General features: G+C 39.9%; 13 protein-coding genes. All 13 read left to right on the top strand.

Annotation, left to right across the window (positions count from 1 at the left end):
* Nucleotides 1-12: 12 nt before the first annotated feature.
* The 13 genes from lgt to BLS24_RS13260 all read left to right on the top strand — a co-directional run bounded on the left by lgt (nucleotide 13) and on the right by BLS24_RS13260 (nucleotide 14,568).
* Nucleotides 13-909 carry a prolipoprotein diacylglyceryl transferase gene (lgt, locus tag BLS24_RS13320; protein WP_091760139.1) on the top strand — a complete coding sequence of 299 codons (897 nt, stop codon included), beginning with the start codon at nucleotides 13-15 and terminating at the stop codon, nucleotides 907-909.
* A gap of 270 nt (nucleotides 910-1,179) precedes the next feature.
* Entirely contained in the window at nucleotides 1,180-1,620 is a 441-nt protein-coding gene (mraZ, locus tag BLS24_RS13315; protein WP_091760135.1) for a division/cell wall cluster transcriptional repressor MraZ, read from the top strand.
* Between the two features lie 9 nt (nucleotides 1,621-1,629).
* The gene (gene rsmH, locus BLS24_RS13310; protein ID WP_091760132.1) at nucleotides 1,630-2,565 is read left to right on the top strand and encodes a 16S rRNA (cytosine(1402)-N(4))-methyltransferase RsmH; all 936 of its coding nucleotides are present in this window, start codon (nucleotides 1,630-1,632) and stop codon (nucleotides 2,563-2,565) included.
* Between the two features lie 34 nt (nucleotides 2,566-2,599).
* Nucleotides 2,600-3,040 carry a cell division protein FtsL gene (locus BLS24_RS13305; protein WP_091760130.1) on the top strand — a complete coding sequence of 147 codons (441 nt, stop codon included), beginning with the start codon at nucleotides 2,600-2,602 and terminating at the stop codon, nucleotides 3,038-3,040.
* Between the two features lie 68 nt (nucleotides 3,041-3,108).
* Nucleotides 3,109-5,349 carry a penicillin-binding transpeptidase domain-containing protein gene (locus tag BLS24_RS13300; protein ID WP_091760128.1) on the top strand — a complete coding sequence of 747 codons (2,241 nt, stop codon included), beginning with the start codon at nucleotides 3,109-3,111 and terminating at the stop codon, nucleotides 5,347-5,349.
* Nucleotides 5,350-5,368: 19 nt separating this feature from the next.
* A complete protein-coding gene (mraY, locus tag BLS24_RS13295) occupies nucleotides 5,369-6,334 on the top strand; it encodes a phospho-N-acetylmuramoyl-pentapeptide-transferase (RefSeq protein WP_091760125.1) in 966 nt (321 codons plus the stop codon).
* Nucleotides 6,335-6,365: 31 nt separating this feature from the next.
* A complete protein-coding gene (murD, locus tag BLS24_RS13290) occupies nucleotides 6,366-7,742 on the top strand; it encodes a UDP-N-acetylmuramoyl-L-alanine--D-glutamate ligase (RefSeq protein WP_091760122.1) in 1,377 nt (458 codons plus the stop codon).
* A gap of 21 nt (nucleotides 7,743-7,763) precedes the next feature.
* Nucleotides 7,764-8,906, top strand: coding sequence for an FtsW/RodA/SpoVE family cell cycle protein (locus BLS24_RS13285; protein ID WP_091760119.1), 1,143 nt, complete (start codon nucleotides 7,764-7,766; stop codon nucleotides 8,904-8,906).
* 118 nt (nucleotides 8,907-9,024) lie between these two features.
* Nucleotides 9,025-9,726 (top strand): cell division protein FtsQ/DivIB, encoded by a 702-nt coding sequence (locus BLS24_RS13280; RefSeq protein ID WP_242872307.1) that lies wholly within the window; start codon nucleotides 9,025-9,027, stop codon nucleotides 9,724-9,726.
* Between the two features lie 110 nt (nucleotides 9,727-9,836).
* Nucleotides 9,837-11,084, top strand: coding sequence for a cell division protein FtsZ (ftsZ, locus tag BLS24_RS13275; RefSeq protein WP_091760112.1), 1,248 nt, complete (start codon nucleotides 9,837-9,839; stop codon nucleotides 11,082-11,084).
* Nucleotides 11,085-11,384: 300 nt separating this feature from the next.
* A complete protein-coding gene (gene nrdR / locus BLS24_RS13270) occupies nucleotides 11,385-11,897 on the top strand; it encodes a transcriptional regulator NrdR (RefSeq protein WP_091760109.1) in 513 nt (170 codons plus the stop codon).
* A 110-nt stretch (nucleotides 11,898-12,007) separates the two neighbouring features.
* On the top strand, nucleotides 12,008-13,597 hold the full coding sequence (locus BLS24_RS13265; protein ID WP_091760106.1) for an ABC transporter substrate-binding protein: 1,590 nt from the start codon (nucleotides 12,008-12,010) through the stop codon (nucleotides 13,595-13,597).
* A 26-nt stretch (nucleotides 13,598-13,623) separates the two neighbouring features.
* A complete protein-coding gene (locus tag BLS24_RS13260) occupies nucleotides 13,624-14,568 on the top strand; it encodes an ABC transporter permease (protein WP_091760103.1) in 945 nt (314 codons plus the stop codon).
* Nucleotides 14,569-14,572 lie beyond the last annotated feature (4 nt).

Below are 14,572 nucleotides of genomic sequence, written 5' to 3'. Positions count from 1 at the left end.
TAGGAGGATTTTATGCCAGATATAATGGGAAAGATGGACATTGCTTTTCCTAATCTGAATATATATTTAGAGAATGTCCCTAAAAGTTTTACTATCTTTGGTTTTACCATAGCTCTTTATGGCGTGATCATTGGCTTTGGATTCTTTCTTGCGCTGATACTTATCACAAATGTAGCCAAAAAGACTGGTCAGAATCCTGATACATATTGGGATGTGGCAACTTATGTGATTGTCTTTTCTATAATAGGTGCCAGGTTATACTATGTATTTTTTGCCTGGGACTATTACAAAGATGACCCGATCAGCATTCTGAATATAAGAAATGGCGGCCTTGCGATCTATGGCGGCGTTATAGCAGGTTTTTTGACAGCTGCGATCTATTGCAAGATAAAGAAGACCAGCTTCCTCAAGATGGCTGATACTTGCATGTATGGATTACTTCTGGGCCAGACTATGGGAAGATGGGGTAATTTCACCAACAGAGAAGCTTTTGGTGAATACACAAACGGCCTTTTTGCCATGAGACTTCCTGTAGAAATGGTAAGAGGTGGCGAGATCACAGAGCTTATGAAAGAGCATATGAGTGCTGCCACCAATTACGTTCAAGTTAGCCCAACATTCCTTTATGAGAGTATGTGGAATTTGGGACTTTTGATTCTGCTTCTTCTATATTTAAAACACAAGAAGTTTGATGGCGAGATAATGCTTCTTTATCTTGGTGGATATGGACTTGGAAGAGCATGGATCGAGGGGCTTAGAACAGATCAGCTTATCATGCATACTACAGGACTTCCTGTATCACAGATGCTTGCTATCTGTCTTGTGATCTTTGCAGTTGTTGCAGAAGTGGTAGTAAGGCTCAGGCTTATGAGGACTGGAGCTACTGAGAAAATAGAAAAAGAAAATTGAGAAAAAGAAAAAGTGGGCCTCGGGGACGGGGTTAGTGGTTCATTTTGCAAAGCAAAATGAACCACTAACCCCGTCCCCGAGGCCCACTTTTTCTTTTTTTTACTTCCAACCACAATTATTTGTGGTTATTTTTTTGCCAAAACACAAATAACAGACTTTATCTTTTTTTTATAGAAACCTAGGAAAAATCTATTGTTTTAAGCAAAAAGTTAGTTTATAATAATCTCAGGTGGTAAAAAGTGGCAAAAAGTGGTTGAAAGTGGTAGATAAGTGGGAACAGCATTTAAAGGCGAATATAGTCATTTCATCGATGCTAAGGGAAGACTCATAATACCTGCAAAATTCCGCGAGCTTCTGGGTGACCAATTCGTAGTTACCAAAGGCTTTGACGGATGCCTTTTTGTGTTTGCTGAAGAGGGCTGGGAACAGTTCGAAGCTAAACTCCAATCACTACCTATGGATAAGCCGGAAGCCAGAATGCTTGGAAGATTCTTCATCGCAGGTGCGATTGATGCAGAAACTGACAAGCAGGGAAGAATTCTTTTACCAGCCAACCTCTTACAACACGCCAAGATTGAAAAAGAAGCCGTTATCGCAGGCGTTGGTAACAGAGCCGAGATTTGGAGTAAGGCTGAGTGGGAGAAGGCAAGTACCTTTGATGACATCAATAGTATTGCAGCTAAGATGAGCGAGTACGGATTGAGTATATAAGGAAGATAAATGGAATTTAAACATTATTCGGTACTCCTTGAGGAGTGTCTGGACAATCTGAATATCAAACCTGATGGAATATATCTTGACGGAACTCTTGGGGGCGCAGGACATTCATCACACATTGCTGAGAGGCTTAGTGAGAACGGACACCTGTATGGAACGGATCAGGATGAGGATGCAATAGCAGCAGCTACCAAGAGACTTGAACCCTTTGGGGATAAGGTTACGATCATCAGAGATAATTATGAAAACGCAGTTGCAAGACTCAAGGAACTTGGAGTTAAGGGCGTAGACGGAATATTACTTGACCTTGGAGTTTCATCCTATCAGCTTGATAACGCTGAGAGGGGATTTACTTATAAAGAAGATGTCCCGCTTGATATGAGAATGGATCAGAGGCAGCCTCTTACAGCAAGAGATATCGTCAATGACTATTCGGAGACAGAGATCTTTCATATTATTAGAGATTACGGCGAAGATAAATTTGCCAAGAATATAGCCAAGCATATCTGTATAGAGAGAGCTAAGGCACCAATTGAGACAACAGGACAGTTAAACGACATCATTAAGGCTGCCATACCTGCCAAGATGAGAGAAAAGGGAGGACATCCTTCCAAGAGAACTTATCAGGCAATCAGAATTGCACTTAACAGAGAACTGGATGTACTTCAGAACTCACTTGATGGATTCATAGATTTTTTAAATCCAGGTGGAAGGCTTTGCGTAATAACATTTCATTCTCTGGAAGATAGAATTACCAAGAACAATTTCAGAAAAAACGAAAACCCTTGTACTTGCCCGCCAGATTTTCCGGTATGTGTTTGCGGCAAGGTGTCTAAGGGAAAGGTAATAACAAGAAAACCTATTTTACCTTCAGAAAAAGAACTGGCAGAAAATAAGAGATCTCAAAGCGCTAAGCTGAGAGTATTTGAAAAAGCTTGATAAAAAATATTAAAGAAGAGAAAGGAGGCCAAACATGGCTAACGAGTATATTCGTGGAAACACAGTTAGAAAAGTAAATGAGCCTGATAGAAGAAGAGAACATGTCCATGTTCATGAGCCTCAGCCAAATAGAAAAAGACATCACATGAGCTTTGGATACCTTGTATTCTTATCTCTTGCGATGATGATGATGGTTGGAACACTTGCATGGTATATTTCCTTGCAGTCACAGGTACAGAATTCAGTAAAGAACATTGCTAAGCTTGAGAGTCAGCTTAACACTCTTAAGCAGGACAACGATGAGGCATATAATAGAGCTAACGGCAGCATCGATCTTGAGGAAGTAAAGAGAATAGCTATTTCAGAGTATGGAATGACTTATGCTACTGAAGGACAGATCGTGTCATACTCCGATGGTGGCGGAAATGACTACGTTCGTCAGCTTGCTCCAATCCCACAGGAAACAGTTAATTAAAAAAGTTGCCACAACCTACTAAAAGTGGATATAATTGTTAGGTGTGATTGGAAGGATTTTATGTTGTAATGAAACAAAGGAAAGTTAAAAACGCGCAGAAATTTACTATAGGAATGAAGAAAAAGCTGGTGGTACTTTTTGTATTAGTACTACTGGCTTTCGTTGGGTTAGGGGTTAGGCTTATCCTTATAACCAAGAATAACGGTGAGGAATATCAAAAGCAGGTATTGTCACAGCAGCAGTATGACTCTACTACACTCCCTTTTAGAAGAGGGGAGATATTAGATGCCAATAATACAGTACTTGCATATAGTGAAAAGGTTTATAACGTTATTCTGGATGCTAAGCTCCTTCTTAGAAACGATAAATATGTTGAACCAACCATCAAGGCACTGGTAAAGTGTTTTGGTCTTGATGCAGGTGAGATTAGATCATATTTGCAGGATCACCCAGGTTCACAGTACTACATATTAGCCAAAAAACTTACTTACGATCAGATAAGTGAGTTCCAGGGACTTATAACTATTGGCTCAGATACTTATGATGAGAATATCCAGGGTGTCTGGTTTGAAGCTGGTTATATCAGAAAGTATCCAAACAATACTCTTGCCTGCGATATCATCGGATTTACATCAAGTGATAATAATGGTATGTACGGTCTAGAAGAGTACTATAATAGTGTGCTTAGCGGAACACCTGGTAGAGAATATGGTTATCTTGATGATGACTCGCAGCTTGAGAGAACAACAATTCCTGCTACTGATGGAGACAGCATCGTAACTACTATCGATGGTAATCTTCAGAATATAGTAGAGAGACATCTTCAGGAATTTAATGATACCTACGCCAATAATGCGAGACAGGGTAATGGTGCCAATAACGTAGGTTGTATCATGATGGATGTCAACACTGGTGAGATCCTTGCTATGGCCAGCTATCCATTCTTTGATCTTAATAATCCAAGAGATACATCAAGACTTATCGGTATGCCTTCTGTTGATGAGAAAGGAAATAAGGTTAAGGGCGAATCTGTCTTTGATTCGGGTGTTTATATTACTCAGGAGATGATAGATGGCTTCTCTGATGAAGTACTTTATCAGAACTACAATGCATTGTGGAAGAACTACTGTATTTCAGATACTTATGAGCCAGGATCTGTCGCCAAGCCATTTACAGTTGCAACTGCCCTTGAAAGTGGATCTATCACAGGTGATGAGGTGTATAACTGCAAAGGATTTCTTGAAGTTGGTGGATGGGAGATCAAGTGCCACAATACCTATGGTGATGGCGCTGTTTCAGTAGAAAGAGGTATCGAGATCTCTTGTAACGTAGCTATGATGTATGTTGCTCAGGCTACAGGAGTTAATACCTTTACCAAGTTCCAGAAGGATTTTGGCTTTGGACTTAAGACCAACATTGACCTTGCAGGTGAGGCAAGAACAGAAGGCCTTACATACAGCGCAGCCAACATGACGCCTACTGACCTTGCCACTAACTCTTTTGGACAGGGCTTCAACGTAGATATGATCGAGATGATCACTGGATTTTGTTCATTGATAAATGGTGGCTATTATTATGAACCTCATATCGTGAAAAAGATTGTTTCAAGTAGCGGTGCTACAATTAAGAATATTGAACCTAGAATATTAAGGCAGACTATATCACAGAGTACATCAGACAAGATTGTTCAGTATTGCAACAAAGTAGTTGCAGGTGAAGAGGGTACTGGTAAGACTGCCAGACCTGCCGGTTACATGATTGGCGGTAAGACAGGAACTGCGCAGACACTTCCTCGTGGAAATCATCAGTATGTAGTATCATTTATGGGGTATGCACCTGCTGACGATCCACAGATTGCAATCTATGTAGTAGTTGACAGACCTAATGTTACATATCAGGCTGATGCCAAGTATGCAACTAGGATTGTAAGAGCAATCCTTACAGAGGCTCTTCCTTATCTTAACTTCCCTATGACTGAGGAACTTTCAGAGAAGGAACAGGCAGAGCTTGCAGAGCTTCGTGAGCAGCTTGTTACAACATATGTTTCAGAAAATGCAGAAGAGCAGACAGAAGAAAATGCTGAAGAGACAGAAGAGGCAGCTACAGAGAGCTCTTCAGAAGAAACTGTAGAAGAAAAAGACAGATCTTCAATCTGGGAGTCATTCTCAAAGGATCCTGCAACAGGATATCTTGTGGATCCTAATACTGGCAATATGGTTGATCCTGATAGCGGAGCTGTTCTTGGAGGAGATGATCTTCCTGATTTTAATGAAGCATCAAATACTGCATCCTCAGAGGGCGGTAATTAAATTTTAGAGGTTTATAGAGATGAACGGTTATTTACTTAGAACACTTATACCTGTACTTGGATCTTTTGCTGCATCAGTGCTTATTGGACCAAGTATCATCAAAATGCTTAGAAAGCTCAAGGCTGGACAGACAGAGCGTGAGGAAGGTCTTGAATCCCACCAGAAAAAGACTGGAACACCAACAATGGGTGGTATTATTTTCCTTATTCCATTCCTTGTTATTGGACTGTGCTATGGAGCATTTCACAAAGAGGTTATTCCTGTTCTGATATTAACCTTTGGTTCAGGTATCATCGGATTTATTGATGATTATATCAAGGTAGTCAAAAAGCATAATCTTGGCCTTCGTGCTTGGCAGAAGATGGCTGGTCAGTTCCTTGTAACTGTTATATTTGCTTTTTATATTGAACAGTTTACAGATCTTTCACTTGCTATGAAGATCCCATTTACGGACAAGATGGTAGATTTTGGATTCTGGAATATTCCAATCCTTTTCTTTATCACACTTGGAACAGTTAATGGAACAAACTTTACAGATGGTGTAGATGGTCTTTGCGCATCTGTAACTGCTGTAGTAGCAGGATTTTTCGCAATAGCTGGTATGTTCTACGGAGCAACAGGAGCAGAGGTTATGTCTTCTGCTATGATGGGAGCTCTTTTGGGATACCTTGTATATAACGTATATCCAGGTAAGGTTATGATGGGCGATACAGGTTCTCTTGCAATAGGAGGCTTTGTTACAGGAATAGCGTATGTTATGCATATGCCTATTTTCATCGTGATCGTCGGATTTATTTATGCATTTGAAGTTATATCAGTTATTCTTCAGGTTTCATTCTTCAAGATCACACATGGCAAAAGAATCTTTAGAATGGCGCCTATTCACCATCACTTTGAAAAAGGTGGCTGGTCTGAGACTAAGGTTGTTAATGTATTCACCACAGTAACATTGCTACTGTGCCTTATAGCATATATGGGACTATAAAATAACTAGCGATACAATAAGGAAGAAGTAAATGAAAGCAGCAGATATTATTGGAAAAAACGTACTTGTAATTGGATCAGGTTTATCAGGAGTAGGTTCAGTTAGACTTTTAAATCAGGTTGGAGCCGTTCCTGTAATGCTTGAAGAGAACACTAAAGTTACAGAAGACGATATCAGAGCTAAGCTCCACGAAGAGGATAGAGATAGCACCAAGATTATCATTGGCGAGTTGTCAGATGAAGTTCTTGACACAATAGCTCTTACAGTTCCTAGCCCTGCGGTACCTCTTGATGCTCCTACAGTTATGAGAATTAAGGAAAAGAATATTCCTATCTGGAGCGAGATCGAGCTTGCCTACAATTTTGCAAAGGGCAAAGTTATCGCCATCACTGGAACAAATGGAAAGACAACTACAACAACTCTTGTGGGCGAGATCATGAAAGCTCATTTCGCAGATACTTATGTTGTTGGTAATATTGGAGTTTCATACGCTGAGAGTGCACTTCTTATGAAAGAGGATTCAGTTACAACTGGTGAGATCAGTTCATTCCAGTTAGAGGCTGTGGATAATTTCCATGCCAATGTATCTGCAATCCTTAATATCACACCAGATCATCTTAACAGACATCACACCATGGAATGCTACGCAGCCATGAAGGAGAATGTTACAAACAGACAGACAAAGGATGATACCTGCGTCCTTAATTATGACAACGAATATACAAGAGACTTTGGAAGCCGTTGCCCAGCAAAGGTAGTATTTTTCTCAACTAAGGAAAAACTGCAGGATGGTTTCTATCTTGATGGAGAAGAGATATTCCTTAGCACAGCAGGAAATCCTATGAAGGTCATGAACATTCATGATATGAACCTTGTAGGAGAGTGCAATATTCAGAACGTGATGGCTGCTATAGCAATTTCACTTGCTATGGGAGTTCCTCTTGCAACTATTCTTGAAGTTATCAGAACCTTTAAGGCAGTTGAACATAGAATTGAGTATGTAGCAACCAAGAAGGGGGTTGATTACTACAATGATTCTAAGGGCACTAATCCAGATGCTGCTATCCAGGGCATCAGAGCTATGAGTAAACCAACTATCCTTATAGGCGGTGGCTATGACAAAGGTAGCGAGTATGATGAGTGGATCCAGTGCTTTGGAGATACAGTTAAGCTTCTTGTTCTCATTGGTCAGACCAGAGAAAAGATAGCAGAGTGCGCTAAAAAGCATGGATTTACTAAGTTTGTATTTAAAGATACCTATGAAGAAGCTCTTGAGTTCTGCACAGAGTCAGCTGAGCCAGGAGATGCAGTACTTCTTTCTCCAGCCTGCGCTAGTTGGGATATGTTCCCTAACTATGAGACTCGAGGTAAGAGATTTAAGGAGTACGTAAATAAATTATCTGATTAACTAATTGTCTGAGGGGTAAAAGTGGAAAAGACCAGATTTTTGAAAAAACCAAAGGTTGAATCATACGTTGACTATAGCCTTATCTTTATTATTTTGTTCCTACTGGCCTTTGGTCTAGTAATGCTATATTCTACAAGTTCATATGAAGCTAATCTTGATTATGGGGATTCTGCCTACTATTTCAAACATCAGCTTGTACCGACACTTATTGGCCTTGCTCTCATGATCTTTTTGTCCTATTTCCCATATGGACTACTTAAAAAGTTGGCATTTCCTATCTATATAGGTGCGGCGGTTCTTTTGCTTCTTCTCATTCCTTTCGGAAGAGAGATCAACCACGCTAAAAGATGGATCTTCATCATGGGAATATCCATCCAGCCGGCAGAGATCGCCAAGTTTGCTGTTATTGTATTTACTGCTACGATCATTGTTACGCTTAAGCGTAAATTGCTTGATCCAAAGGGATATCTTACAACCCTTGGATTCCCAGCTCTTTTAGCACTGATGGTATATGGTATTACCAAGAACCTTAGTTCAGCTATTATCATCATGGGAATTGCTGTTATCATGCTTTTTATCTCAACACCTGGATACAAAAAGTATGTGATAGCTGCTTTATCAGTCATTGCCCTGGCAACTGTGATCGTTTTGATCGTTGCTAATTCAGCTAATTCAAGCGGTATGAACTACCGTTTTAAACGTATCTTAGTTTGGCTTGATCCTGCAGCTTACGCCAGTGAAAAAGGTTTCCAGACTATTCAGGCTCTTTATGCCATTGGCTCAGGCGGAATATTCGGAAAAGGCCTTGGCGAGAGTATGCAGAAGATGGGATTTATCCCTGAGGCTCAGAACGATATGATCTTTTCTATCATCTGTGAAGAGCTTGGACTTTTTGGCGCAATAGCAGTTATGCTCATGTTCATGCTCCTTATCTGGAGACTTATGATCATTGCCAATAACGCTCCTGATATGTTCGGAGCTCTTTTGGTCATTGGAGTTATGGGACATATTGCAATTCAGGTTATCCTGAACATTGCGGTTGTAACTAACACTATCCCTAACACAGGTATCACACTTCCGTTTATCAGTTACGGAGGTTCCGCTGTTATCATGCAGCTTGCAGAGATTGGAATGGCTCTTAATGTAGCTAAAAATATAGGATGATTGTTTTTGGATGGCGAAAAGAAGAAAGATCAAAAAAGTAAAAACAAAAAGAAATAGAAGAAGCATCTTCGACATAATAAAGGACTCCTTACGATACAACAGGAGTCTTTATATTATTATGGCCATTGTGATCACGGTGTTTATTGTAGGAGTCCTGGGGATAACCTACATTAGGGACAACTATACCATCACAAATGTCTATGTTTCTGGTAATACTCATTATACCAATGAAGAGATCATAGATATGGTCATGACGGACAAACTGTGCAATAACTCTATTTATCTTTCTTTGAAGTATAGGAATAAGTCTATTGAAGGCGTTCCTTTTATTGAGAAGATGAGTGTAGAGATCGTTTCTCCAGATACTGTCAGGATAAATGTCTATGAGAAGGCTGTTGCCGGATATATCTCATATTTAGGCAGATATATGTACTTTGACAGAGATGGAATAGTGGTAGAAAGCTCGCTTGAAGCTGCAAGTAATGTTCCTGAAGTATTGGGACTTAGCTTTAACTACGTGATCATTCATGAAAAGCTTCCTGTAGAAAAGCAGGAGGTCTTTGAGGAAATACTTGATATCACTCAATTGTTATCGAAATACAATCTTCAGGCCAATAAGATTTTCTTCGATAGTGAGTATAATGTTTATCTGTATTTCGATGGTATTGAAGTAAGCATAGGAACCAAAGATTACATTGATGAAAAAATAATTCAGCTCCAATATATACTGCCAAACCTAGAAGGAAAGAGTGGAATTTTGGAGATGAAAGACTTTAATGAAGACACCAAAAATGTTACTTTCGAAGAGAAAAAACAGTAAATTGTATACTAAATGGTACAAATTTATTCAAAAAAAACAGGTTGATAATTAACAAAAAAAATCGTATCATAGCATATAGGAGTCTTTAGGATTATGAAGGAGGAGTTGTTTTGCTGGAGATTAAGTCAAATGAAGCAGAAAACGCCTGCAGAATTATCGTCGTCGGGGTTGGCGGTGCAGGTAATAATGCTGTAAATAGAATGGTAGACGAGAATATTACTGGTGTCGAGTTCATCGGTATTAATACTGATAAACAGGCGCTTCAGCTTTGCAAAGCCCCTAAGCTTTTACAGATCGGTGAGAAGCTTACAAAGGGCCTTGGAGCTGGTGCAAAGCCTGAAATTGGACAGAAGGCTGCTGAGGAGAGTTCAGAGGAGATTTCTGCAGCTCTTAAGGGTGCAGACATGGTATTCGTTACCTGTGGTATGGGTGGCGGTACTGGTACTGGTGCAGCTCCTGTCGTAGCTAAGCTTGCTAAGGAGATGGGTATTCTTACTGTTGGTGTTGTTACAAAGCCTTTCAGTTTCGAAGCTCGTGTTCGTATGCAGAACGCTATGCTTGGTATTTCTAATATTAGAACAAATGTAGATACACTTATCGTCATTCCTAATGATAAGCTTCTTCAGATAGTTGATAGAAGAACTACAATGCCTGACGCACTCAAGAAGGCTGATGAAGTACTTCAGCAGGCTGTACAGGGTGTTACAGACCTTATCAATGTACCAGCAGTTATCAATCTTGACTTTGCTGATGTACAGACAGTCATGAAGGACAAGGGTATTGCTCATATCGGTATCGGTACTGGTAAGGGTGATGACAAGGCTTCTGATGCTGTTAAGATGGCAGTAGAGAGTCCACTTCTTGAGACAAAGGTTAATGGTGCAACAGATGTTATTATTAACATTTCTGGTGACATCACACTTACAGATGCACAGGAGGCTTCCGACTATGTTCGTAACCTCGCTGGAGATGATGTTAACGTTATCTTTGGTGCTATGTATGATGAGAGCAAGACAGATTCTTGCACAGTTACAGTAATTGCTACAGGAATTGATGACAAGGCAGCAACTGGTACACAGAATAGCAGGATCAACAAGGTTGCTACACCTGTTTCACAGCCTACAGCTACCCCAATTACTCCTGCAACTCCAGTTCACATGGCTACAGTCCCTGTTACACCAGTTACTCCAATTACACCAATCACACAGGCACAGCCTAGCGTATCAACAATTGGATTTGCAACAGAAGGTGTTGCAGCTACTCCTAGACCAAATATGACGATCAATAGACCAACTGAGATCAAGAGCACAGTTGAGCCTAAATCTCTTAAGATCCCAGATTTCTTACAGAGAAAATAATTGATATATCGGCATTTAGCCCTACTCAATAATTTGAGTAGGGCTTTTTTATTGAATAGGAATTTCCTATTCAATAAAAAACGCTCCGCTAAGGATGCGCACTCGCGCGATAGGTAGATGTTGCATAAATGCAACCGCGCTCGGCGCGAGAATGTCGCAAGCGACATTCTTTCTTACTGCGCAAAACGTTATTTAGTGTGGAATTATTGCAAAAATAATGCTACAATAAATTGTGTGATGCCTTATATGGCAGCCAAGATATAGTGGAGATATCACTTTGATAAAAATGGAGGGAATGCTATGAAATGCCCATTCTGCGGTAAGGATGATACAAGAGTAATTGATTCAAGACCTGCTGACGAAAATACGTCTATCAGGAGAAGAAGAGTTTGTGATTCCTGTGGAAAAAGATTTACCACATATGAAAAGGTAGAGACTATTCCTCTTATTGTTATTAAAAAGGGTGATATCAGAGAGCCATATGACAGGGCTAAGATAGAGGCAGGCGTATTTAGAGCTTGTCACAAGAGACCGGTAAGTGCAGAACAGATCACCAAGATGGTGGATGCGGTTGAAACAGAAGTATTCAACCTGGAACAGAAAGAGATTCCAAGCAGAGCTATCGGTGAGATAGTAATGGACAAGATGCAAGACCTTGATCCAGTAGCATATGTAAGATTTGCATCTGTTTATAGAGAGTTTAAGGATGTGAATACATTTATGGATGAGCTTAAGTCAGTTCTCAAAAAAGAGGCTGATGGAACAATAGCTAATACATCGGATAATAATGTTCCACTTCTAAAAAAAGAGTAAGCTAATAGCCTTGACAGAAACTTGTCAAGGCTATAATATTTCCTTGAGCTCGGAATGAGCTATACAATTTAATATAGGAGGAAGATTTTAACATGATTAAGAGGAGTTTTATGAAAAGGAGTGTATCCTCACTATTACTAGTCGTGTTAACAACACTGACTGTTGCATTGAGCGGATGCTCAAGTGACAAGGCAGGAGAATCTACGGAAGGTGACCAGGGCACAGGGGCAAGCACTGAAACAGTGACTAGCACAGCCGATTCAGATGTTACCAATACGTCAGATGATCTTTCTAAGCTTATCGTTGGAGTACCTCAGGACATCAGCGAGCTTGACCCACACACATCTACAGGGGCAGGCATTCAGGAGGTATTGTTTAATGTTTATGAAGGCTTAGTCAAGCCTGATGAGAGCGGTAATCTTATCCCTGCTGTAGCCAGTGATTACACGATTTCGGATGATAGTAAGGTATACACATTCACACTTCGTGATGGAATCAAATTTCACGATGGAAGTTTAGTTACGGTAGAGGATATCAAATATTCTATAGATCGTAATAGAGGAGCAGATGGCAGCGAGCCACTCATTTCTTCATTTTCCAGTATTGACAGTGTGAATATTGTTGATGACAGTCACGTAGAGATAGTGCTTAAGGAAGCTAATTCAGAATTCCTTCCACTTCTTACAGTTGCGATTGTTCCAGAAGCTAACAAGGATTTGAATACAAATCCTATCGGTACAGGCCCATACAAGTTTGTATCACGTTCCCCACAGGAGAACTTCGTGGTAACAAGATTTGATGATTATTGGGGCGAAAAGGCATATATCAAGGACGTAGTGTTCAAGGTAGAGGCTAATAGCGATGCGATCGTTATGGACCTTGAGGGTGGCTCTATTGATATGATCGCCAGAGTTACAAGTACTCAGGCAGCTCAGCTCTCTGATAAATTTGAGATCTACGAGGGAACAATGAACCTTGTACAGGCTCTTTACCTCAACAACGCTGAGAAGCCATTTGATGATGTAAGAGTTAGACAGGCTCTTTGCTACGCTATCGATCCACAGGAGATCATGGACTTTGTATCTGATGGCGCAGGAACTGAGATTGGTAGTGCTATGTTCCCAGCATTTACTAAGTACTATGATTCAAGCCTTAATGACACTTACAATCAGGATATAGAAAAGGCTAAGGCTCTTCTTGCTGAAGCAGGCTACCCTGATGGATTTGAGTTTACTATCACGGTTCCATCAAACTATGCTCAGCATATTGATACAGCACAGGTTATCTCTGAAGAACTCAAGAATATTGGCGTAACAGCTAACATTCAAGAAATTGAGTGGAACACATGGCTTGATGAGGTTTATAAGCAAAAGAAATATCAGTCGACAGTAGTTGGTTTTGATGCTTCAACACTTTCTGCATCAGCTCTTCTTGCAAGATATGTATCAACATCAAGTAAGAACACATTTAACTATAGCTCAGCTGCTTATGATGAGGCTTATGCCAAGGCTGTAGCTTCAAATGACGACGCAGAGAAGACTAAGTATTATAAAGAGTGCCTTAAGATTCTTTCAGAAGATGCTGCTAATGTATATATTCAGGATCTTCCAGCTTTTGTAGCACTTAACAAGAAATTCACAGGTTATGTTTTCTATCCTCTTTATGTTCAGGATATTTCAAAGATAAGACCTGCTCAGTAATTTAAAGATTTGCGAGGAATATGCATATGAAATATATCATCAAAAAGTTTTTTTCTATGATCATTACTTTGGTGGTGGTTTCATTTTGCGTATTCCTCGCTTTTAACGTAATACCTGGTGATCCTGCCCTTAGAAAGCTAGGAACAGAGGCTTCTCCAGAGCTTATCGCTCAGGTGAGACATGAGATGGGCCTTGATGCTCCTCTTATTGTCAGATATTTTAATTGGTTCACATCTTTTATTCATGGGGATATGGGAATGTCCTACAATTACAATGTCCCTGTTGCAGGCATGGTTCTTAACAAAGTGCCTATCACACTTACAATGGCTATTATGTCATTTGTTCTTACTATACTTGTATCTATTCCACTTGGAATCTTTACAGCTAAATATGAAAATGGCTTTATAGATAAGGCTATTACTATGATCAATCAGATAATAATGGCGATTCCTCCTTTCTTTTCAGGAATCATCATTACTTTTATTTTTGGAATGATATTTAAGCTCTTTACCCCAGGAGGATTTGTATCCTATTCAGAAGACTTTGGGGGATTTTTAAGATATCTTATTTTCCCTTCTGTTGCGATTGCTCTTCCAAAGATCGCAATGACAGTTAAGATGCTCAGGGGAAGTCTTATTGATGAAGCAGCCAAGGATTACACAAGGACTGCCTTTAGCAGAGGAAACAACACCAATGGTGTTCTATATAGACATGTACTAAAAAATGCCATGATCCCAGTGATCACATTCCTTGGAATGTTGCTTGCAGACATGGTTGCAGGAAGTATCGTTATTGAACAGGTATTTAGCATTCCAGGAATCAGCAGAATACTTCTTTCTAGTATCAGCAATAGAGATTATCCAGTAGTAGAGGCCATTATCATGGGCGTAGCTGCTATTGTAATAATAATAAATCTTTTAGTAGATATAATTTACAGGATCATTGATCCAAGAATTGAGATAACAGACTAATGAA

The sequence above is a fragment of the Butyrivibrio sp. INlla18 genome (assembly GCF_900103635.1).
GTDB lineage: Bacteria > Bacillota > Clostridia > Lachnospirales > Lachnospiraceae > Butyrivibrio.
Note: the sequence above shows the minus strand (reverse complement) of the source record. Positions and strands in the feature narration are given on the sequence as shown.